This window comes from Burkholderia sp. BCC0097 (genome assembly GCF_902832985.1).
In the GTDB taxonomy this organism is placed as follows: domain Bacteria; phylum Pseudomonadota; class Gammaproteobacteria; order Burkholderiales; family Burkholderiaceae; genus Burkholderia; species Burkholderia orbicola.
Genome location: NZ_CADFDM010000004.1, coordinates 229,508 through 251,908, shown reverse-complemented (window position 1 = coordinate 251,908; position 22,401 = coordinate 229,508). Strand labels below are relative to the sequence as shown.

General features: G+C 67.4%; 15 protein-coding genes and 2 pseudogenes. 10 read left to right on the top strand and 7 right to left on the bottom strand.

Annotation, left to right across the window (positions count from 1 at the left end):
* Positions 1 to 40: 40 nt before the first annotated feature.
* From HWX07_RS14840 to HWX07_RS14830, 3 genes are all read right to left on the bottom strand, one after another.
* On the bottom strand, positions 41 to 1,393 hold the full coding sequence (locus HWX07_RS14840) for a pyridoxal-dependent decarboxylase (protein WP_175876716.1): 1,353 nt from the start codon (positions 1,391 to 1,393) through the stop codon (positions 41 to 43).
* A gap of 20 nt (positions 1,394 to 1,413) precedes the next feature.
* Complete coding sequence (locus tag HWX07_RS14835; RefSeq protein ID WP_023477208.1) at positions 1,414 to 1,713, bottom strand: metalloregulator ArsR/SmtB family transcription factor; 300 nt, start codon at positions 1,711 to 1,713, stop codon at positions 1,414 to 1,416.
* 179 nt (positions 1,714 to 1,892) lie between these two features.
* A complete protein-coding gene (locus HWX07_RS14830; RefSeq protein WP_175876715.1) occupies positions 1,893 to 2,774 on the bottom strand; it encodes a LysR family transcriptional regulator in 882 nt (293 codons plus the stop codon).
* A gap of 127 nt (positions 2,775 to 2,901) precedes the next feature.
* On the opposite strand from HWX07_RS14830, the gene HWX07_RS14825 reads away from it, so the two are divergent.
* Positions 2,902 to 3,939 carry an aldo/keto reductase gene (locus tag HWX07_RS14825; RefSeq protein WP_175876714.1) on the top strand — a complete coding sequence of 346 codons (1,038 nt, stop codon included), beginning with the start codon at positions 2,902 to 2,904 and terminating at the stop codon, positions 3,937 to 3,939.
* 184 nt (positions 3,940 to 4,123) lie between these two features.
* Here HWX07_RS14825 and HWX07_RS14820 read toward each other — a convergent pair whose 3' ends face one another.
* Positions 4,124 to 4,849, bottom strand: a complete 726-nt coding sequence (locus HWX07_RS14820; protein ID WP_175876713.1) for a class I SAM-dependent methyltransferase — start codon at positions 4,847 to 4,849, stop codon at positions 4,124 to 4,126.
* Between the two features lie 195 nt (positions 4,850 to 5,044).
* Here HWX07_RS14820 and HWX07_RS14815 point away from each other — a divergent pair, with 195 nt between their 5' ends.
* From HWX07_RS14815 to HWX07_RS14795, 5 genes and pseudogenes are all read left to right on the top strand, one after another.
* Positions 5,045 to 6,046 carry a hypothetical protein gene (locus HWX07_RS14815; protein ID WP_175876712.1) on the top strand — a complete coding sequence of 334 codons (1,002 nt, stop codon included), beginning with the start codon at positions 5,045 to 5,047 and terminating at the stop codon, positions 6,044 to 6,046.
* Between the two features lie 2 nt (positions 6,047 to 6,048).
* Positions 6,049 to 6,432: pseudogene (locus HWX07_RS14810) on the top strand (DUF4410 domain-containing protein); the annotation flags it as partial.
* A gap of 575 nt (positions 6,433 to 7,007) precedes the next feature.
* The gene (locus HWX07_RS14805; RefSeq protein ID WP_175876711.1) at positions 7,008 to 7,817 is read left to right on the top strand and encodes a TlpA disulfide reductase family protein; all 810 of its coding nucleotides are present in this window, start codon (positions 7,008 to 7,010) and stop codon (positions 7,815 to 7,817) included.
* A 316-nt stretch (positions 7,818 to 8,133) separates the two neighbouring features.
* Positions 8,134 to 9,006, top strand: a complete 873-nt coding sequence (locus tag HWX07_RS14800; RefSeq protein ID WP_175876710.1) for an ion transporter — start codon at positions 8,134 to 8,136, stop codon at positions 9,004 to 9,006.
* A 204-nt stretch (positions 9,007 to 9,210) separates the two neighbouring features.
* Positions 9,211 to 9,699, top strand: coding sequence for a heme-binding protein (locus HWX07_RS14795; protein WP_059721025.1), 489 nt, complete (start codon positions 9,211 to 9,213; stop codon positions 9,697 to 9,699).
* Between the two features lie 72 nt (positions 9,700 to 9,771).
* Here HWX07_RS14795 and HWX07_RS14790 read toward each other — a convergent pair whose 3' ends face one another.
* The 3 genes and pseudogenes from HWX07_RS14790 to HWX07_RS14780 all read right to left on the bottom strand — a co-directional run bounded on the left by HWX07_RS14790 (position 9,772) and on the right by HWX07_RS14780 (position 13,282).
* Positions 9,772 to 10,443 carry an NAAT family transporter gene (locus HWX07_RS14790; protein ID WP_074804566.1) on the bottom strand — a complete coding sequence of 224 codons (672 nt, stop codon included), beginning with the start codon at positions 10,441 to 10,443 and terminating at the stop codon, positions 9,772 to 9,774.
* Positions 10,444 to 10,807: 364 nt separating this feature from the next.
* On the bottom strand, positions 10,808 to 11,923 hold the full coding sequence (locus tag HWX07_RS14785; RefSeq protein WP_244129990.1) for a serine protease: 1,116 nt from the start codon (positions 11,921 to 11,923) through the stop codon (positions 10,808 to 10,810).
* A 306-nt stretch (positions 11,924 to 12,229) separates the two neighbouring features.
* Positions 12,230 to 13,282: pseudogene (locus HWX07_RS14780) on the bottom strand (transposase).
* 315 nt (positions 13,283 to 13,597) lie between these two features.
* Between HWX07_RS14780 and HWX07_RS14775 the strand changes: the two are divergent.
* The 4 genes from HWX07_RS14775 (at position 13,598) to HWX07_RS14760 (ending at position 22,382) form a co-directional block, all read left to right on the top strand.
* Positions 13,598 to 14,389, top strand: coding sequence for a winged helix-turn-helix domain-containing protein (locus tag HWX07_RS14775; RefSeq protein ID WP_226211924.1), 792 nt, complete (start codon positions 13,598 to 13,600; stop codon positions 14,387 to 14,389).
* Positions 14,390 to 14,525: 136 nt separating this feature from the next.
* Complete coding sequence (locus tag HWX07_RS14770; protein ID WP_244129989.1) at positions 14,526 to 17,561, top strand: ATP-binding protein; 3,036 nt, start codon at positions 14,526 to 14,528, stop codon at positions 17,559 to 17,561.
* Between the two features lie 199 nt (positions 17,562 to 17,760).
* Positions 17,761 to 21,456: an ESPR-type extended signal peptide-containing protein gene (locus HWX07_RS14765; protein ID WP_175876709.1), complete on the top strand. Its 3,696-nt coding sequence runs from the start codon at positions 17,761 to 17,763 to the stop codon at positions 21,454 to 21,456.
* Positions 21,457 to 21,689: 233 nt separating this feature from the next.
* Positions 21,690 to 22,382 carry a response regulator gene (locus HWX07_RS14760; RefSeq protein WP_027809340.1) on the top strand — a complete coding sequence of 231 codons (693 nt, stop codon included), beginning with the start codon at positions 21,690 to 21,692 and terminating at the stop codon, positions 22,380 to 22,382.
* Positions 22,383 to 22,401 lie beyond the last annotated feature (19 nt).

The window sequence follows — 22,401 nt, the reverse complement described above, 5'->3', positions numbered from 1 at the left end:
TGCGCACGCAACCGTTAAGACCGCGGACGACGTGTGACGCTCAACCGACGTGCACGCCGCGTAGCTTCGTCAGCAACGCGACGAGCCGATCGACGTGTGCGTCCTCGGTGCGCCACGACGACACGCTGATCCGGAACGCGGGCCGCCCCTGCCATACGGTCGCGCCGAACCAAACGTCGCCCGACGCCTGCGCGGCTTCGAGGATCGCCGCCGTTTCCTCGTCGCTGCCGGCGCGCACGAGCACCTGGTTCAGCACGACGCGGTTCAACACGTCGTAGCCGGCGGCACGCAGGCCGTCCGCGACGCGCGCCGCCTGCGCGCAATGCCGCTCGACCATCGTCGCCACGCCGGCGCGGCCGAGCGAGCGCAGCGCGGCCCACACGGGAATGCCGCGCGCGCGTCGCGAGAATTCGAGGTTCAGGTTCTTCTGCGCATCCTGCGCGCCGCTCAGGTAGACGGCGTCGCTGTTCATCGCGGTGGCGAGCGCGGCCGCGTCGCGGCAGATCACCATCGCGCCGTCGTACGGCGTGTTGAGCCATTTGTGACCGTCGGTCGTCCAGCTGTCCGCGCCGTCGATGCCGTCCGTCAATGCGCGCTTCGACGAGGCCCGCGCCCACAGGCCGAACGCGCCGTCCACGTGCACCCACGCGCCGGCCGCCTTCGCGGGCGGGATCAATGCCGCGAACGGATCGAATTCGCCGGTGTTCACTTCGCCCGCCTGCACGCAGAAGATCGTCATGTCGTCGAGCGGCGGCAACTGCGCCGGGTCGATCCGGCCGTGCGTATCGACCGGCGCGACGACGATGCGCTTCATCCCGAAGCCGAGCACGCGCAGCGCCTTCTTCACCGTGATGTGCGCGAGCGCGGAGATCACGACTTTCACTTCGGGCGCGCCGATCAGGCCGTCTTCATCGATATCCCAGCCCTTGCGTGCGAGCAGCGCCCGCCGTGCGGCCACCAGCGCGACGAGCGTGCAGGCCGTCGCGCTCGTGCCGAAGCCGACCGCGCTGCCTTCGGGCAGCCCGAGCGCATCGACGACCCAGCGCGCGGCCTGGCGCTCGAGCGTCGCGGCCACCGGCGAATTCGCGTACGACGACGCGCATTGGTCCCATGCGAGCATCAGCCGCTCGGCCGCCGCCGCGGCCGGCAGCGTCGCGCCGATCACGAAGCCGAAGTAGTTCGGGCCATTCGATGCGACCGTCGCGGGTGTACCGTGCTCGTCGAGCAGGCGCAGCACGCCGTCGGCCGGGTGGCCCGTATCGGGCAGCGGCTCGTCGAACGCGGCGAGGCCGGCGAGTGCTGCCGCATCGGGAAACGCGCGCCGTTCGTTCGTTGCAGCCAGGTACGCGTGCGCGCGCCGGTCGGCGTCGGCCAGCAGTGCCAGTTCGTCCATGTCGGGTGCCTCGGTCAGGGTCAGAGTTGCGAGAGATCGCGGCCGAGCTGCTGCAGCGCGCCGTCGATCCGCTTGTAGTACGTGAACTTGCCGACGCGGGTCGCCTGCACGAGGCCGGCGTCCGCAAGGATGCGCATGTGGCGCGTGGTCGTGGCCGGCGCGATGCCGAGCTTCTCGGTGATGTACGTGCAGCACACGCCGAGCTCGTCGAAATCGCCATGCGGCTGCGGCGGGAAATGCTTGCGCGGCTGCCTGAGCCAGCGCATCACGGCGAGACGGCTTTCGTTGGCCAGGGCGCTGATGCGGGTGACGTCGTCCATCGGGATTCGGATTCGTTTGACGTTTTGAATATTAGCTAAATGACGAAACGTGGGCAAATGGTTTGAAGAACGATTTTCGTGCGTGATGTCGTTCGTCGGTATGCACTGTCGGCATTCGCTGCGATCGCAGCGGAATCGTCGCCGCAACGTCTCGCAGGCCGCGCGCGGGCAACGTGCTTCTATGCCAGCGCTTCCGCCAGCCGGTCGATCAACGCCCGTACGCGCCGCGGCTGCGCGACGCTGCCCGGATAGACGATCTGCAGATCGACTTCGCCCGGCGAGAAGTCGCGAAGGATCTCGACGAGTAAGCCCGACGCCAGATCCCGTTCGACGTCGACCAGCGACTTCAGCGCGACGCCGTGCCCCGCGATGCACCACGCGCGCACGAGCGCCCCGTCGTTGGCAACGCGCCGGCCGCGCACCACCACCCGCTTCAAAACACCATCGATGCTGAACGGCCATTCGGCATACAGCTCCTGGCCGAAGCGCATCACGATGCAGTCGTGCGAAGCCAGCGCGTCCGGATGTGCGGGCGTGCCATGCGCGGCGAGATACGCAGGCGACGCGCACACCACGCGCCGCGCCCGGCCGAGCGAACGGCTGCGCAGCGAACTGTCCGCCAGCATGCCGCGGCGGATCGCGAAATCGAGCCCCTGCCCGACGAGATCGACATACCCGTCGCCGAGATGCAAGTCGACCGTCACGCCCGGATGCTCGGCCAGGAACGCGTCGACGACGGGTACCACGCGCTCGCGCCCGAGATCGGCCGGCGCGCTCAGCCGCACCGGCCCCGACAGCGTCTGCACGCCCAGCCGCACCCGGCTTTCGAGTTCGTCGGCCTCGGCCAGCAGGCGTCGCGCGCCGTCCACCAGCGTGCGCCCCTCGTCGGTCAGGCTGATCGCGCGCGTCGTGCGCGTGAGCAGCGCCGCGCCGTAGTGGCGCTCGAGCGCCGTCAGCCGCTCGGACACCGTGGCCGGCGACAGGCCGACCTCGCGGCCCGCCGCAGCCAGCCCGCCCTTCTCCACGATGCGCAGGAACAGCGCGAGGTTGTCGAGCAGCATTATTCGCCCCTTCCGAAGGATATTTTCGCCATCTTCTGGATTATCCGGGAAAGGCGCAAACGGTACATTGGTCGCCTGACGATCGACGCGCGGCCGCGCCGCGCTCACACGACGAGAGGAACCGCACATGGAATACCGTACGCTCGGCCGCTCCGGCCTCAAGGTCCCCGCCCTGAGCTTCGGCGCCGGCACCTTCGGCGGCACCGGCCCGCTGTTCAGTGCATGGGGCAATACCGGCGTCGACGAAGCGCGCCGCCTGATCGACATCTGTCTCGAAGCCGGCGTCAACCTGTTCGACACGGCCGACGTGTATTCGGACGGCGCGTCCGAGCGCGTGCTCGGCGCCGCGCTCAAGGGGCGCCGCGACCAGGTGCTGATCTCGACCAAGACGGGCCTGCCCACCGGCGACGGCCCGAACGACGCGGGCACGTCGCGCGCCCGGCTGGTGCGCGCCGTCGACGACGCGCTGCGCCGCCTCGACACCGACTACATCGACCTGCTGCAACTGCACGCGTTCGACGCGGGCACGCCGGTCGAGGAAGTGATGTCGACGCTCGACGATCTCGTGCGCGCGGGCAAGCTGCGCTATATCGGCGTGTCGAACTTCGCCGGCTGGCAGATCATGAAGTCGCTCGCGGCGGCCGACCGGCATGGCTGGTCGCGCTACGTGGCGAACCAGGTGTACTACTCGCTCGTCGGCCGCGACTACGAGTGGGACCTGATGCCGCTCGGCGCCGACCAGGGCCTCGGCGCGCTGGTGTGGAGCCCGCTCGGCTGGGGCCGGCTCACCGGCAAGATCCGGCGCAATGCGCCGCTGCCCGCGGGCAGCCGCCTGCATGAAACGGCCAGCTACGGGCCGCCGGTCGACGACGCGCGCCTGTACGACGTGGTCGATGCGCTCGACGCGATCGCGGAAGAAACCGGCAAGACGGTGCCGCAGATCGCGCTGAACTGGCTGCTGCAGCGCCCGACCGTGTCGTCGGTGATCGTCGGCGCGCGCAACGAGGAACAGTTGCGGCAGAACCTCGGCGCGGTCGGCTGGGCGCTGACCGATGCGCAGGTCGCGAAACTCGATGCGGCGAGTGCGGTGGAAGCGCCGTATCCGTACTTCCCGTATCGCCGGCAGGCGGCGTTCGCGCGGCTCAATCCGCCGATGCGCGGGTAAGTCGTCGAGGCGCGAGCATCAGGCCGGCTCGCGGGCCGCCGCCGCCGGACTGCCGCCCATTCATGCGGTAGCCCTCGGGATACAAAACAGGCCCGCCGTTCATTTTCAGTAGCCCACGGGACTCCATTCGTGCGCGCTAATTTTTCCGCCCGATTCAATCCACCGGACCAAGCCCCGGCCGCACTCACCCCAGCGGCCGCGCCTTGATCCACATGAACAGCGGCACGCGCGCCCACTGCTTCAACTGATCCGTATCGGCATGATCGGGCGGCGGCTCGCGTTGCGACACGATGGCGAACCCGGCCGCTTCCAGCGCCTCCATATACGCCTGCAGCGGCAGCGACCAGCCCGCGAAGTGCATCGACAGCCCGTCGCGCGTTTCCACGCCGTCGAAATGCTCGCGCCCGAAATAGCTGCCCGTCAGCACGAACGGCGCATCGGGCTGCGGCCCGGCGAAGCCGCCGCGATCGCGGAACGGATGCACGATCGAGATGAACAGCGTGCCGCCCGGCTTCAGCACGCGGCGCGCCTCGTTCAGCGCGCCTTGCATGTCGTCGAGATCCATCAGCACGTTGTACGCCATCACGAGATCGAAGCTGGCCGCGTCGAACGGCAGCGCCGCTGCATCGGCCAGTTGATAGCGATGCGCGGAATCCGCGTGACGCGCGGCGTCGAGCATCGCGGGCACCGCGTCGCTCGCGGTCACGTCGTAGCCGAGCGCCTTCAGCTCGCGGCTCACGCGGCCTTCGCCGCAGCCGATCTCCAGCGCGGCGCCGGTGCCGCGACCGATGTAGGCCGCGAGCCCCGCGCGATATTTCCAGAACGCATCGTGGCCCGGCTTGCCGGCCCAGCCGATCCATTGGTCGGCGACTCGCGTCCAGTGTTCGGTGATGGCTTTCGTGTCGGTCATGCGTACTCCTGCCCGGTATGCATCGTTGGCTCAGGATGCGCATGGTAAGCCCAGGTGGCGAACAGTGTGCGCCGATTACCCGTTTGGCCAGTTTCCGTTTCCGGCCACGACGTTCTACAGTTATGACACAACTACCCGTGCCACCGCGCATCGCCCCGATCGACGACGATACGCACCCGATTCCGAGGAAAACCCATGCCAGGTATCTTCGCCGCGCCCGCCGATGCCCCGCCCAGCCCCGTCGCGGCGGAAACGCGCATGGTGCACGACGTGGCGACGCTGAAGCTGTCCGACTACCGCTCGGCGGACGGCGCGTCGTGGGTCATCTCGACCATCACGCCGGCCGCCGACAGCGGCGCGAGCGTCACGGGAAAGACGTATTTCGACACCGCGAAAGGCCGCACCGTCCCGGTCCCCGATGCGCGCCGCCGCTATGCGAATCGCGGCACCTGGCAGGTCGTCGCGAGTTCGAGCCCCGCCGTGCCCGCAACGAGCCGCTACGACTGGCTCACGCTCGCGTGGCTGCCGATCAACCGGCGGCCGTTGCCGCAAACGCCCGAGCACCTGTATTCGCCGTTCATTCGCGGCGGCACGATCGTCTATCGGTGGAATCCGGCCGCGGAAGGCGGCGAGCAGTTCGGCAACGTGCGGATGATCTTTCCGGAGTGGGCGCAGCAGGTGGCCGATGCGTTGCGGTCTGCGCCGCCTTCGATACCCGATGGTGCTACGGCCTCGCAAGCCGCGCTCGAACGCCTGAAAGCGGACGGCAACCCGATGACCGCCGTGCTCGACTTCGGCGCTGCGCTACGGGAAGAACCGGTGGAACGGATCGTTGCGCTACTGCCTGCGTTGCTGCGCGTGAAGGATCGGCACGAACTGTCGACGATCGTGTACCTGTGCCTGTCCGCGCCACGCGCGGAAGACCGGCCACGCTTCGTCGAAACGATCGACCAGGCCATCGCGGACACCGATGACCGCGCACGCCTGCTGGCTATCGCGTACGGCGCGTTCGCCGCGGGGCGGGCGCAACCGGTTCCGTTCCGCGACGGCACGCTGAACACGCTCATCAACGACGTGTTCGGCGTGCTGAAACGGCGAACGACGGCGCTCGACCTGCCCGTCGGGGAAGGGACGCCGTGGTATGAGTTCTTTACCGCGTATCGGCTGGGCGAAACGGTGTCGGGCAACGGTCGGTAACCGATGCGAAGAAACTGCAGGAGAAAATCGAACACGCACTCGACGCACGCAAGCTGCTGGTCAAGGCGTATGCAACCGATGCGATGCCCCTGAATGTCGAATTCACCGGCATTCGCGTGCGCTCGAGTTTCTCGGCCGTCATGTTCGGCTTCATGGCCGGCAGCGATTACGTCGATGGCACCGTCACGTTCGCCGATGCCGACAATCACCCGGTCGACCACTTCAAGGTGTCGGCGTCGTATGCGCTCGGCGGTATCGCCGGCATCGACAGCATGCGCATGGACTGGCTGTACGAGAAATTCACAGAGAAGACGCTCGCGACGCTCGATCCGGCGACCGCGGCCACGCAAGGCGACGCGGCACTGGCAGCGTCGAAAAAGCTGTAAGACCCGACGCCCGACGGAGCGCAGATGCGCGGCCCGTCGGGCCATGGCGGCAGACCCTGTACCTCCGCCCACGACCAGCCTCGCCGGTCGCGAACCGGCCATCATGCGTCATGCAATGCGCGAGTGAATGCCCTGTGCTCGCATCTGGCAGCGGTCCTATTCCGTTAAATCAGCCGATATGCATCGGAGTGCGGCCGCGCCCACCGACCGCCACAAGGCATTCACGCGCGCACGCACGTCGGTAAAAAGCGGCCGCTCCGAAGCGGAGCGGCCGTCAAGGAGAGATCCCTAGCGGGATACCGGCGGACACCACACCAGACCGGCCTGCCTATTGTTGATGATCGGTATGCCGTTGACCATCGGACCGGTCTGATTCGCGGTACGCTGGCGTGAACATCGCGCACGCCTGAGCTGCCCGGGCACCTGTCGCGATCCGCAACACGCCGTTACGTTCTCCGACGGAACCCCCATGCGCGGCAACCGGTCGAAACGCCGCACGACCGTCGACGGCTCGATCGCCGCGGCGGACCACCGGCTCTCCTGTCCCGCTCGACCACGTCCATTCTTCCTCTCTCATGCTGAGCATCGGTCCCTTCTCGATCCGCGTCGTCGCGGTAGCCGTCGCCGCGCTGCTGGCGTGGCTCGTCGCGCGCTTCATCCAGCGCCGTCCGCCCGACGGGCATCACAAGACCGCGTCGAGCCTGATCCTCGACGTGCTGCTGCTCGGGCTGATTGCGGCGCGGGCCGGTTATGTCGCGCAATGGTGGCCGGACTATGCGGCGTCGCCACGCGCGATCGTCGCGCTCGGCGACGGCGGCTTCGACGCACGCATCGGCATCGCGGCCGCGCTGGTGTTCGCCGGCTGGCGCCTGCGCCGCCTGCCCGCGCTGCGTCGGCCGGTGCTGGCCGGCATCGTCGCGGGCCTCGGTGCGTGGGGCATCGCGCAAGGCACGCTGGCGACGTTGCAGCGCGGCGCGCCGCCGCTTGCCTCGATGCCGCTCCAGGCGCTCGATTCGACGCCCGTGTTGCCGGCAAGCTTCGTCGGCAAACCGGTCGTCGTGAACCTGTGGGCGACGTGGTGCGCGCCGTGCCGCCGCGAGATGCCGATCCTCGAACAGGCGCAGCGCGACCATCCGGGCATCACGGTACTGATGCTCAACCAGGGGGAAAACGCGCAAGCCGTGCGTGCGTTCCTCGAACAGCAGAGCCTGCGCTTCGATCACGTGCTGCTCGATCCTTCGCTCCACGCGATGCACGCGTATGGCTCGCGCGGGCTGCCGACCACGTTGTTCTTCAACGCGAAAGGCGAACTCGTCGAATCGCACATGGGCGAGCTGACCGCCGCGCGGCTGAAGGACACCGTCACGCAACGCTTCGGGCAGTAATGCCCGGCGGCCGACGGGATGCGGCGCCACGCCGCGTCGTCACCTCCCCGCGTCGACGCAAGCCGGTACGCCGATCGACACGTTCGTCGCGTAGCGCAAAGGTCAGCGGCCACGCCAACGGCTTGCCGGTGCCGGGAAACGCACTGTCTCATGTGCTGCGCGGCGCGAAGGCGCTTGGACACGAAGCCGCGCGGTTTCAACGGCGGGCCGGGGGAAACCGCGCAAGTGGAAGGGGCGCGCTGCCCGCGTGACGCGCAACGCTGGAATCAGACTCGTCCGATAGGCCCGGCGATACGCGGCTCGTACACTCGGGCGCATGATTTCGCCGATCCAGTCCTCCCTCGCCACGGCGCGCGATGCCGTCACACATGTCGTGCGCCGCCCTTCGTTCCTGCGCAAGCTCGACATCGCGGTGCTCGCGCTCATCGTCGCGAGCGTGCTCGTCGTGATGGCCGACAGCGTACAGGCGCTGCACCAGCAATACGGCCACGCGCTCTACGCGGCCGAATGGGCGTTCACGCTGCTGTTTTCCGCCGAGTACCTGCTGCGCCTCTGCACCGCGAAAAAGCCGGTCGCGTATGCGCGCAGCTTCTTCGGCATCGTCGATCTCGTGTCGGTGCTGCCGACCTATCTCGCGTTCTTCTTCCCCGGCCTGCATGCGCTGATCGACGTGCGGCTGCTGCGTCTGCTGCGCGTGTTCCGCATCCTCGGGCTGTCGATCTATCTCGAGGAAGGGCAGATGCTGATCCGGGCGCTCACGCGCGCGCGGCGCAAGATCTTCGTGTTCATCGGCGGGATGTTCGTGCTCGTCGTGATTCTCGGCACCGTGATCTTTCTGGTCGAAGGGCCGGAGCACGGAATCACGAGCATTCCGGTAGGCGTCTACTGGGCGGCGGTGACGATGAGCACGACCGGCTACGGCGACCTGACACCCGTCACGCCGCTCGGCCGACTGATCACGTCGTGCGCGATCCTGCTCGGCTACGGGATCATCGCGTTTCCAACCGGGATCATGGGCGCGGAACTCGTCGCATCGGCGATGGAGCGCAACAGGGCGAACGCGCGGCCGGCCGACGGCGACGGCGACGGGCCGTGCTGCCCGCATTGCGGCGGCACGCTCCCCGTGCAACGTGCGGCGGATACTCATGCGCACGGCCGCGTGCCCGCCAAAGGCCGCAACGCGCGATAGCCGCTGCAAGAATAAGCCCTGTCCTATTCAGCTTCCCTTCCCGCTGGCCGACACTGAACTCATTGAGCGGACGGCCGCGATCGATCGCCTCGGGCCGCAACGGCCTGCGCATCGGTCGCAAGCGCCGGCGGTTTTCATGAAAGTTCGCATGAAACCGCCCGCCCAATGCCCCGCTCGCATCCGTCATTTCATCGAGGAGTTCACATGATCATTCGCGCTACCCTCGCGACGCTCGTCGCCGCCACGCTGACGACCGCCGCTTCCGCCCAGGTGCTTCACGAGAAAAACCTGCCGTTGAATCTCGCCGCCGACATCGCGCAGCAGACGATCCAGGCATGCTCGGCCAGCGGCTACGACGTGACGGTCACGGTGGTGGACCGCAGCGGTATCGAACGCGCGGTGCTGCGCGGCGACAACGCGGGGCTGCATACCGTGGATGCGTCGAAGCGCAAGGCCTATACCGCGCTGTCGACGAAAACGCCGACCGGCACGCTGGCCACGAACCTGCAGAAGAACCCGGCCGCCGCGCAGATGACGGCCATCGACGGCTTCCTGGTGCTCGGCGGCGGCGTGCCGATCAAGGCCGGCGACGAAGTGATCGGCGCCGTGGGTGTCGGTGGTGCGCCGGGCGGGCATCTCGACGAAGCGTGTGCGTTACAGGGAATTGCGCGGGTACAGGCCAAGCTGATGTAACGCGACGGACCGCTCCTTGATTGAGCGGTTTTTTTATTTGTCGCCAGCACTAGCCATGAATGCTGCCGCTGCTCACCCCGCCTGCCCGCCCAGCATCTGCACGAACGCGGCCAGGCCCGTCAGCATGATCTGCACGCCCACGCACAGCAGCAGGAACGCGGACACGCGCATCGCGACCTTCGTCCCTTCGCTGCCGAGATAGCGCGCGAGTGTCGTCGCGCGGCTGTAGATCTGCCAGATCGCGAACGCGACGAGCGCCGCGACCGCCACCGACACGACACCCGACACCAGGTAATCGCTCGCCGTATGCGCACGATTGGCATGCAGCGCGATGCCGGCCGCGATCGAGCCGGGGCCGATCGTCAGCGGCACCGTCAGCGGAAAGAACGCGCGCGACATCAGCTTCTGCAGATCGTCGCCATGCATGGCGACGTCGCCGCCGGCCGGGACGTCCGGCGCGTTCAGCATCGACCAGCCGGCCACCGCCACCGCGAAGCCGCCGCCGATCCGCAGCGCCTCCATCGAGATCCCGAAGAAGTTCAGCACCGGCGCGCCGACGAAGAAGATCACGAGCAGCGTGAAGAACACGTTCGTCGCAAGCTGCTTCGACAGGATCGCGCGCTCGGCTTCGGTCAGCGATTGCGTGCGTTCGAGAAACACGAACGCCATGCCGAACGGGTTGATGATGCCGATCAGGCCCGTGAAGCCGAACAGGATTTCAGGAATCAGGCGGTCGAGCTGCATCGCGATCGTGCTCTCCGGTAACGAACGGGAATAAAAAAGCGGCCAGTCGAGAAGACCGGCCGCGAAGAGGAGATATCTCCATGATCCGGCACACGGGGGGTATGCCGGGCCGCAGAAACTGAATTGTCGGGAATGTGGGCCGGGAAGGGAATCAGTCGGGTCTGATTCTGCATGCACGCCGCGCGTGGCGTGCAGTGAGATCCATCGAGGTTGCCGGGCAACGTTGTGCGACGTCACGATCACGCGCCGGCGGCCATGCGATGCGGGCAAAAAAATGCGGCCGGTCGGAACGAGCGGCCGCTCAAGAGAGGAGAAGTTTCCGCACATCGATTCGGCCGGGCGCCGCCTGCCCGGCATCGACGCATCATTGCCCGATCAACCGCGTATGACTCGGCAGCTCGACCGACAGATCGGCGCCGCCCGCGGCCGGCCGCGACGTATCGCGCGTCGCGGCGAGCCATTGCGTGAACTCGGCGGCGGTCATGCCCACGGCCTGGGCCGAACTCGATACCGGCGTGGCCGGCGGCATATCGGCCCCGCGGGCCGCCTGCGGCGAATGCGGCGTCGCCCCGCGTGCCGCGGTCGCCGCGTGTTGCGCGGCAGGCGCGTTCGCGCCCGCCTGACGCGCCGCCTTGCCGCGCGACGCCGCAGCGGACTTCGCTGCCGGCCGCGCCGCGGCCACTGCAGCCGGCTTGCGCGCCGACGATCCACGATCGGCACGCGGCGCCGCGGCTTCCGCGACGACGGCATTCGACGCGACCGCCATCGCCACCGCAACCGGCTCACCCGCCGAGCCGCTACCCGCGACGTGCAACGCACGCGCTTCCGCGGACGCGGTTTGCGCTACCACCGTCGCGGCAGCCTTCATCTGCGCATCCGTCGGCGGCGCCCGATCCGCCCGCACGATCGCGACTTCCGCGGCGTGGCCCGTCGCCCGCGCGACTTCCGTCGCCGCGACGGCCGCCGTCGGCCCGGCCGCGATCGCCGCCGAATAAACCGCGTCGTGCTCGGCCGCGTGCTGGCGCTCGTCGACCAGATGCGTCGCGAGGATGCATGTCGCGCCGAACAGCGCGCACGCCATCAGCGTGAGCCGCCAGCGGCGGCGCAGCGGATGCGGGCGCACCCACGCGCGGTTGTCGGAGCCGAAGTCGGTCGCGCGCACGACCTTGACGGGCCGCGCGGCCTTGGCGACGTTGCCGCCGCCAGCCGCGGGTGCCGGCACGCGAGGCGCGCCGTAGATATCGAACACGTGTTGCCGCGCGCGTCGGCTCGCCACGAACGGTCGGCGTCGCCGGCCGTACGGCGGCGGCACATCCGAGAACGGATGCGCGAGCGGAATCGCGTAATGCCCGGTGATGTCCTGCATGCTCATGATGTCGACGACGCATTGCGCGACATCCGTCGCGGCAATCCGTGCTCCCGTAGTTGAACGAATGGCTTCGAGTATCGCTTTGGCACCGGTTTCGGTAAATCGGACCACGATACATCCCGCCGCACGCGGCGGTAAGCCTAGTCCTATCACAACGACGGAAAGCCGGGCCAGATACCCCTCCTCACTCATGCACGCGCCGCCTCACGACGACGCATCGCCATCAGAACCGGCCGCGCAGGCCGATGGGTATCCCGTTCGACGACAGCTATGCCTTCAATTGCTCGTCGCGCGCGTTGACGCGGTTCGCGAACGTGTTGAAGCCGGTCTCGACGTTTTCCATGTCGGCGTAGCTATACCCGAGATAGATATCGTGGACAACAGGGCAAAGCGCTTGATCTTGACGTCCTCACGCGCCTAAAGGCTAGTGATTCCCACATATGGCGATGCACGTCCGCATCGGAGAATGTTCAGCGCAGCGTTGGTATCTCGATCATGCTCGGCACCACAGTCACTGCAGGCCCACTCTCTCATTCTCAGTCCCGCGATACCTTTCGGCCGCGTCGTGCTGTCTTTCGATCCGCACGCCGAACAGGACTGGGTGGAACCGCTTTCGTCGACTTCCTCGAACGTGGCCCCGTGCGCGATCGCTTTGTAGCGGAGCTTGTTTCGGAAGGACGACTAGGATGCGTCGTAGACGCTCTTCGCCATCCTGGTTCTGGCGAGCTTCGCGGCCGACACGTTGCCGACCGCGATGTAATCGAAGCGCCGCACCAGATCGAACGCGAGCTTGTGCTGGAAGTCGGCGCGGGCATTGGCGACCTTGGCGTGCAGCTTCGCGATATGTCGCTTGTGCTTGCGTGCTCGCTGCGCTTTCGCCAGCTTTTCCGCCGCTCGTCGGCCGAACTGGTCATTGGGCAGCTTCTCGCCGGTCGAAAGTGTGGCGAAGTCTTTCAGGCCGAGATCGATGCCGACGCCGGAACGGATAGGTCGGGCCTGAACGTCGGGTACTTCGATCACGATGTTGAGAAACCAATTGCCGCGCGCATCCTGCGCAAAGTTGGTGCCGTCCTTGATCTTGCCTTCGGGAAGCGGTCGACTGTTGAACACGCGAAACGTGTTGCCGGCGAAACGGAACGCGTCACCCTCGCGCTTCAGGTCACGTCCCTTCAGCGGCACCCAGCCCAGCGATTTCCTGCCGCGATAGCGCAGGTAGGGGCGTCGGTGCTGACTGCGCGACTTCGCGTATTGCTCGCACGTCGCGTTGACTGTGCCGGAGTGAATACCGAGTTCCTTGCTGCTGCCGGTCGTCAGCACGTTCAGGTCGAAACCGGTCGGCCATTTCTTGTTCCACTTCAGCGCGTGCTTCTGCGTGGCATTGCAGAAGTTCCAGACGTAGTTCACCGCGCGGCTCTGCTTGTTGAGCAGTCCGTTGCGCGACTTCACCCGGTAGCGGTAGACAAAAATCATGCGGATCGCTCTAACGAAGGATTGCTGCCGACAAAAAGCGACAAGAAAGCGGTTTATTTTAACGGCGGTACCGGACGGAATGCGCTCGTCGTACGTAGTTTCAGACCAGGCTGATTTCCTTCACACTCCGAATCGAACACAATCGGCCTGCTTGTTCTCCGTTGCCTCCTGGAGTACAGGCTCCATAGTCGATATTTTCCCGCCCTCCCTGGCGGGACTTTTTTGGACGGCGTCACGCCGCTACCTGCCCGGAACCTGTCCGGCCATGATCGCGCTCTCCTCTCCTCATTCGCGCACGCCCGGTGCGATCGCATCGTGACCGACGCCCCTTCCACCGCCGTCGCGATCCTGACGATCGACCATCCGAGCCGCGGCACGTTCGACGATCGGCTGCGTCGCGCCGGTTACGGCTACGACCGCCTGCGCATCGACGACATCCTGCGCCGCGCCGGCTACCGGCCGTCGCGCTTCGAGTATTTGCCCGACCTGCTCGCGAGCTGCGAGACACGCGCGTTCGATCTCTTCATCGTCCAGTGCGAAACGGCGTGCCGCCGCACGACGGACGCGATCCGTGCGCTGCGCGCGCGGTTCGCCGGCACCGTGGCGATCGTGTCGATCAGCCAGCGCGACGCCGAGCTCGCGCGCTCCGCGTGTTTCGTCGCCGGCGCGAATGAACATCATCCGTACACCGTGGCCCCGGACACGTTGATCGCCAGCATCGCGACCTGGCTGCGCTGGTCGCATCATCGCGCGACCCATCATCGCCACTGGCGCATCGGCGCGTTCGAATTCGACACGGCCACGCGCAGCGTGAACGTCGCCGGCCGCGAGCACGTGCTGACCGAGAAGCACTTCCAGATCGCGACCGCGTTCTTCCTGAACATGGGCCGCGCGCTCGACCGTACGCACATGAGCCAGCTCGTGTGGGGCTCGCTCGTCGCATCGACGAGCCGGCGGCTCGACACGCACGTCGCGTATCTGCGCGACCGGCTCGAACTCGACGGGCGGCACGGCGTGAAGATGATGACGATGTACGGATTCGGCTATCGGCTCGTCACGTGCGAGCCGGGTGCGGAGCCCGCGCAGGAAGACGCGGCGCGGCAATAGCCGGCGGCGCATCGGAATCGTGAGGGCTCGCGCGGTCGCCAGTCGCGCGCCTGTGCCGCACGTGTGTCGCCCGGTCGACTCGCCGCCCCCCGCAACCCTGACAGGCTCCATTGCGCGCTGATCGGACTCCATTATCATGGGGGCACCCTGGCCGACCGCCCCGCTCCCGATGGACCACCGCGCCGCACCCGATTCCGCCCGCTCCGCCGCCGCGCCCGCGCCCGCCGCGCCCACCCGCGTCGGCCGCCGCCAGCGCGCGCTGCTCTATGCCGGCGGCGCGGCCGTGACGGTCGCGATCCTGCTCGCGAGCGGCCTGATGCTGTACACGATGGCGCGCGAAGCGATCCAGGCGCGCTATACGACCTTCGCGGTGCGCCAGTTCCTCGTCCAGATCGAATTCAAGATGCGCACGACGGGCATGGACACGCTCGTCACCCACGACGAAGCCGTGTGGAATTCCCGTGCGACCGATCCGGCGCGCGTCGCCGCGCTCGCGGCCGGCCATGGCAGATTGATCATTCAGGGCAGCCCGACTTTCCCGCCGACGCTCGTGCTGGCCGACCTGTCGCCCGCGCACCCGGCCGACAGCTACGCGCACGATCTGGCGATGGCGAGCGACATGAGCTATCGCGTCGGCGCGTACGTCGCGAAGCACGACGCCGATCGCTCGATCGCGGGCTACGTGTATCGCCCCGACCGCAGCTTTGCGGTCGTCATTCCCGAACCGGTGCCGCCCGATCCGCTCACCGCGTCGCCCGCCACCGATGCAGCCACGCTGGTCGACAAAGTCGCCGCCGGCATCGCGACGCCGCCACCCGGGCAATACGAATGGCATCCGCCTGTCTACGATCCCGTGCAGCGGCGCGACGTGTTCCGGATCGCCGGCGCCGTCTACGACATGCAGGTGCCGCGCGCGGTGTTCCTGTCGACGGTGCCGGTCGACGTGCTGCGCGCCCGCCTCGCGACCGGCGACACGGCCGATTCGGCGATCATCGTCGACGCGCACGGACGCACGCTGCTGCGCGCCGGCACCGCGGCCGACGACGACGCCACCCGCGCGGCCGTCGAGCGGCTCGGCGCGCACACGCGCGAAGCCGTCCGCCGCGGCGGGCCGCGCACCGCGTTCGGCGACGGGCTGTTCTCGCTGAGCCAGCCGATCGCCGAAACCGACTGGACGCTCGTGCAGGCGTTCACGCTGCGCTCGCTGCTCGCGACGATCGGCCTGCGCGCGGGCTGGTACGTCGCGATCATGTTCGCGGTGATCGCGCTCGTGTGGTGGCTGCTGGTGCGTTTCGACCGCCGCGTGCTGAAACCCGACGACGCGCGCACGCGGCGCGTGATCGACAGCGAGAACCTGAACCGGACGATCGTCGAAGCCGCGCCGTCCGGCATCGCGCTGCTGTCGCTCGCCGACGGCGCGGTGCTGCTGCAGAACGACACGATGCGCGACTACGATGCGCGCCGCGCGGGCGAACCGTCGTTGCCGGCAAGGCTGCTCGAACGCTTCGACCGTTCGCCGGCCGCCGCCGCGTGGCAACCCGATCTGCACGTGACGCTGCCCACCGCCGGCGGCGAAGCGGTCGACCTGCTCGTCAACCTCGTGCGCACACGCTTTCACGACATGGACGTCGTGCTGTGCAACTTTTCCGACATCACGTCGCAGAAGAACATCGAGCGCCGGCTCGACGAAGCGGCGCGCGCCGCCGACGCCGCGAACGACGCGAAATCCGCGTTCCTCGCGACGATGAGCCACGAGATCCGCACGCCGCTGAACGCGATCCTCGGCAATCTCGAACTGATCGGCCGCGAGCCGCTCGCCGAGTCGCAGCGCGAACGACTGCATACGGTCGAAGGCGCGTCGTCGGTGCTGCTCGACCTGATCAACGACATCCTCGACCTGTCGAAGATCGAGGCCGGCCAGATGACGATCGAGGCGATTCCGTTCGATCTCGCGGAGACGATCCGGCAGACCGGCGCGATGTTCGAACCGCTCGCGGCAGCGAAGGGCTTGCAGTTCGACGTGTTCGTCGACGATGCGCTGGCGTCGCGCTATCTCGGCGACCCGACGCGCATCCGGCAGATCGCCGCGAACCTGCTCGGCAACGCGATCAAGTTCACGAATCATGGCGAAGTCACGCTCGAGGTGTATCTGCGCGACGACACGAACCCCGATTCGCCGATCGCGATCGGCATCAGCGATACCGGGATCGGGATGACCGACGCGCAGCGCGCGGCGCTGTTCCGCCCGTTCACGCAGGCCGATACGTCGATCACGCGGCGCTACGGCGGCACGGGCCTCGGGCTCGCGCTGACGAAGCAGCTCACGCAGATGATGCACGGTGCGGTCGAAGTGAAGAGCGCGCCCGGCAAGGGCAGCACGTTCGTCGTCACGTTGCCGATGCGGGCGGCGAGCGACGCGCAGGTGGCCGAGCACGACGCGGCGCTCGCCGACGATGGCGTGCTGCCCAGCGTGAGCGCGCGCGTGCTGGTGGTCGACGATCATCCGGTGAACCGCACGCTGCTGCAGGGGCAGCTCGTCACGCTCGGCTATGCGGCGGACGCGGCCGAGGAAGGTGCGTCGGCGCTGCGGCGCTGTGCCGATACGCGCTACGACCTCGTGATGACCGACCTGAACATGCCGGGCATGGACGGTTACACGCTCGCGCGCGTGCTGCGTGCGCAGTATCCGGGGCTGCCGATCGTCGCCGTCACCGCGCATGCAAGCGCGGCCGAGCATGCGCGGTGCGCGGAAGCCGGGATCGTGTCGGTGCTCGTGAAGCCCGTGCTGCTCGACACGATCGATCGCACCGTGCGGCGGTATGCGCATGCGGCCGCCGCGCAAGCGCCGGCCCGGCGCGCGCTCGTCGATCTCGCGGAAGGGCCGTTGCCGCCGGACGTCCATAAGCTGCTGGAAACGAGCCTCGTGCAATCGCTGGCGGGGATTCGCGATGCGCGGGCACGCGATGACGTGGCCGCGTTGCGGCACGAACTCCATTCGCTGCGCGGGGCGTTTGCGACGATTCACGAGCATGACGTGGCCGATACGGTCGGCGTGTTGCAGGCGGCCATTCATGGTGGTGACATGAGCGCTTTCGACGCGCGGCTGGCGCATATGGAACGTCTTGCGCGTGAAGCACTTCAACGGCGTGCGACGCAAGCCCCGTCTGCCTGAATACGACGCGACCGGCGCTCGCCGGTCGGTCTTTTTCTCTCTCCCTGTCTGACGTTCGGACCACGCCGGCGAGGGCATTGCACGCCTGTAGGACTGGGCCTACAAAGACGCTATCTCGAATCAGCCAAGGACGACTGATTAGGACGAGGCCGATCCCTACCATCGGTTTGTGAACTGACAAACTGAAAGGAGTAGGGATATGAACAAGACCTATCGCAGCGTTTGGAACGCCGTGACCAGCACGTGGACGGCCGCGGCCGAAACGGCGAAGTCGCATTCGAAGGGTTCGTCGCGCGCGGCACGGCAGGCCGTCGTCGCACTGACACTTGGTGCCACATCGATCGGCAGCGCATTTGCAATCGATGCGTGCGTAACCGACGATGGAAGGGATGGAAGCCGAGACACCGCTGGTGTATGCCGGACCGACAGCGTTTTTGGCACAAGCTCGATCGGCACACAAGCCGCTCTCGAAGACACATATATCCAAATCAACAGCGGTAGTGCCGGAGCCGCAAGAACCGCCAATGCGGGAGTCGCGATCGGGGGCGCAGCCTATGCGGACGGGGCGAACGGGATTGCCGTTGGCTATTCATCAAGGGCATACGCCGACAGGTCGATTGCTATCGGTTCAGCGGCAACCGTGGATGCCGCTGCGAACTACGGTATCGCCCTTGGCCGTTTAGCCTCGGTTACTAGCACCGGTTTGAATAGCGTGGCCTTAGGGCAAGCCAGCTCGGCTACTCGTGAAAACACCGTTTCTGTGGGCTCGGACGCGCTGAAGCGTCAGATCGTCAACGTCGCAGCAGGCATGGAAAACAACGATGCCGTAAACGTCGGCCAGATGAACGCCGGCCTGTCGACCACGAACGCTTCGATTGCGGCGACGAATTCGGCATTGTCGACGACCAATGCATCGCTTTCGACGACGAATGCAACCCTGTCGACGACCAACACCACGCTTGCCGCCACCAACGCGTCGTTGTCGACGGCCAATACACAAATTACTGCGTTGAACGGCGACATGGCGGCCGCGAAAACCGGCATCTCGACGAACACCTCCGACATCACGAAGCTCAACGACAAGCTGGGCGAGTTGTCGAGCGGCACGATCGGTCTCGTTCAGCAGGCCACCAAGAGCGACAACATCACCGTCGGTGCGGAAACCGGCGGCCGCGTCGTGGACTTCACCGGCATGGATGGCACGCGCAAACTCACGGGCGTCGCGGCAGGCGAAGTGTCGGCAGCCAGCAACGAAGCCGTGAATGGCGCGCAACTGCACGGTGTGTCGGAAAGCGTCGCGTCCGCTATCGGCGGTAGCTCGATCGTCAACCCGGACGGTTCGATCTCCGCGCCGGTCTTCACCGTCGGCGACGGCAGCGGCGGCACCAAGATCGTCAACTCGGTCGGTGACGTCGTCACCAACCTCGACGGCCGTACGACGGCCAACGAAGGCGATATCAAGAAGCTCGCTGACGATATCGGCAGCGGCACGCTCGGCCTCGTCCAGCAAGCCGCCAAGGATGACAACATCACCGTCGGCGCGAAAACCGGCGGCCGCGTCGTGGACTTCACCGGCATGGACGGCACCCGCACGCTCACCGGCGTCATGGCAGGTGACGTCTCGGCGGCCAGCACCGAAGCCGTGAACGGCGCACAACTGCATGGTGTAGCGGACAGCGTCGCGTCGGCAATCGGCGGCAGCTCGATCGTCAACCCGGACGGGTCGATCTCCGCACCGGTCTTCACCGTCGGCGACGGCAGCGGCGGCACCAAGATCGTCAACTCGGTCGGTGACGTCGTCACCAATCTCGACGGCCGTACGACGGCCAACGAAGGCGATATCAAGAAGCTCGCGGACGATATCGGCAGCGGCACGCTCGGCCTCGTCCAGCAAGCCGCCAAGGATGACAACATCACCGTCGGCGCGAAAACCGGCGGCCGCGCTGTGGACTTCACCGGCTCGGACGGCTCACGCAAGCTCACGGGCATCGCGGCAGGCGACGTATCGGCTGCGAGCAACGAAGCCGTGAACGGCGCGCAACTGCATGGCCTGTCGGAAAGCGTCGCTTCCGCCATCGGCGGTAGCTCGATCGTCAACCCGGACGGTTCGATCTCCGCGCCGGTCTTCACCGTCGGCGACGGCAGCGGCGGCACGAAGATCGTCAACTCGGTCGGCGATGTCGTCACCAACCTCGACGGCCGTACGACGGCCAACGAAGGCGATATCAAGAAACTCGCTGACGATATCGGCAGCGGCACGCTCGGCCTCGTCCAGCAGGCCAAGCCGGGCGACGACATCACGGTCGGCGCAAACACCGACGGCAATGCCGTGAACTTCAGCAGCAAGACCGGCGCACGCAAGCTCACGGGCATCGCGGCGGGTGACGTGTCGGCGACCAGCACCGAAGCCATCAACGGTGCGCAACTGCATGGCGTGTCGGACAGCGTCGCCTCGGCAATCGGCGGCGGCGCAACGGTGAACGCCGACGGCTCGATCTCCGCGCCGTCCTTCACCGTCGGCGACGGCAGCGGCGGCACGAAGATCGTCAACTCGGTCGGCGATGTCGTCACCAACCTCGACGGCCGCATGACGACCAACGAAGGCGGCCTGAAGAAGCTCTCCGAGCAGCTCGAAAACGGCTCGCTCGGCCTCGTCCAGCAAAACTCGGCCGGCACGATCACCGTCGGCGCGCTGGCCGGCGGCACGTCGGTGAACTTCACCGGCGCCGATGGCGCACGCGTGCTGTCCGGCGTCGCCAACGGCGTGGACGACGACGACGTCGTGACCGTGTCGCAGCTCCGCGCGACCGGCCTGATCGACTACACGGGCAAGGAAGTCGGCGCGGTCACCTACGACTCGGGCCTGAATTTCGACACCGTGACGTTCGCCGGCACCTTCGGCACGAAGCTGCAGCGCGTGGCGGCCGGCGAGATCAGCGCGACGAGCATGGACGCCGTCAACGGCAGCCAGTTGTTCGATCTGCAGGAGCAGTTCGCGAAGCAGTACGGCGACCTGAGCGGCCAGCTCGGCGACCTGTCGAGCCGCTTCGGCGACCTGTCCGACCGCCTCGGCGATCTCGAGGCGAACCCCGGCACGGGCGGCCCGGGCACGGGCGATGGGTCGACCGTCGTCGGCGAGGGTGCGGTGGCGTCGGGCGAGAACAGCTCGGCGATTGGCGACAGCGCGCTCGCATCGGGCGAAAACGCATCGGCGGTCGGTCAGGGCGCGGTCGCATCGGGCAACAACGGCTCGGCCATCGGCCAGGGCTCGGTGGCATCGGGCGAGAACGGCTCGGCACTCGGTCAAGGCGCGGTCGCGTCGGGCGAAAACGGCACGGCGCTCGGCCAGGGCTCGGCGGCATCGGGCGCGAACGGCACGGCCGTCGGCCAGGGCGCGGTCGCATCGGGCGAGAACAGCACGTCGCTCGGCCAGGGCGCGTCGGCCACCGGCAGCGGCTCGGTCGCGATCGGTCAAGGTTCGGTCGCGACGGAAGCCAAAACCGTTTCGTTCGGCGACGGCACGGCAGAAGGCAACCGCCGGCTCGTCAACATCGCGGACGGCATCAACGCGTCCGACGCGGCGACGAAGGGCCAGCTCGACCGTGCGATGGAATCGGTCGACGCACGCTTCAACGACACGAACCGCGCGATCAACGACGTCGCGAAGAACGCGTACGCCGGTATCGCGGCCGCGATGGCGATGCCGAACATGACGCCGTCGCAGCCGGGCAAGACGGTCGTCGCGGTCGGCGCCGCGAACTTCAAGAGCGGCTCGGCGATTGCCGCCGGCGCCACCTATCGGTCGCGCAACGGCAACTGGCTGGTGAACGGCGCGACGTCGATCACGTCGGTCGGCGATGTGGGGGTGCGTGCCCAGGTCGGCTACGAGTTCTGACCGGCGCGCTCCGCGCAAGCGGAGCGTCGACCCGAAGCGGAAGGGCGCAATCCCTTCCGCTGTTCGGCCGACGGCCAGTGGCGATTCATCCGAGTCACCACCGGCCGTCGGCGCGACGGGATCGCGTCCGGCCAGCCGTTTCGCCGCGACCGATCGCGCCCCGCGCCGGCCCCAATCCGCGTCAACGACGCCGAGCGCGTGCCGCCAGGCACCGCGCAACGCGCGAGAAACCCATGAACAGAACCTTTCCCATTCGCATCGCGATCGCCGACGATCATCCGGCGGTCGTCATCGGCGCCCGCTACGAGCTGTCGGCGACGAACACCGTCGCGGTCGTCGCGACCGCGCACAACTCGACGGAGCTGATGGACGCGCTGTCGAACCATCCGTGCGACGTGCTGGTGTCCGACTACGCGATGCCGGGCACCGAATACGGTGACGGCCTCGCGATGTTCACGACCATCCTCAAGCGCTTTCCCGGCTTGAAGATCGTCGTGATGACGATGATGGAAAACGCGGTGGCGCTGCGCGCGCTGATCGATATCGGCATCGCGTGCATCGTCAGCAAGTCGGACATGCCGAATCACCTGACGATGGCGATTCATGCGGCCTATACGAACGGTCGCTACCTGTCGCCGTCGATGGACCGGATCCTGCGCAATACGGGCAGCGTCGGCGGCCGGGCGCCCGCGCTGTCGGTGCGGGAGGTCGAGGTGATCCGTCTCTTTTCGTCGGGGCTGTCGGTCAACGAGATCGCCGACAAGCTGAACCGCAGCAAGAAGACGATCAGCACGCAGAAAAGCTCGGCGATGCAGAAGCTCGGCATCGAGCGCGACGTCGACCTGGTGCGCTATGCGATCGCGTGCGGGCTCGTCACCGACTACGGCTACGCACCGCCCGCGCGCGGCGATGAAGCAGGCGGCTGAAACCGCCGCCGTGACCTGA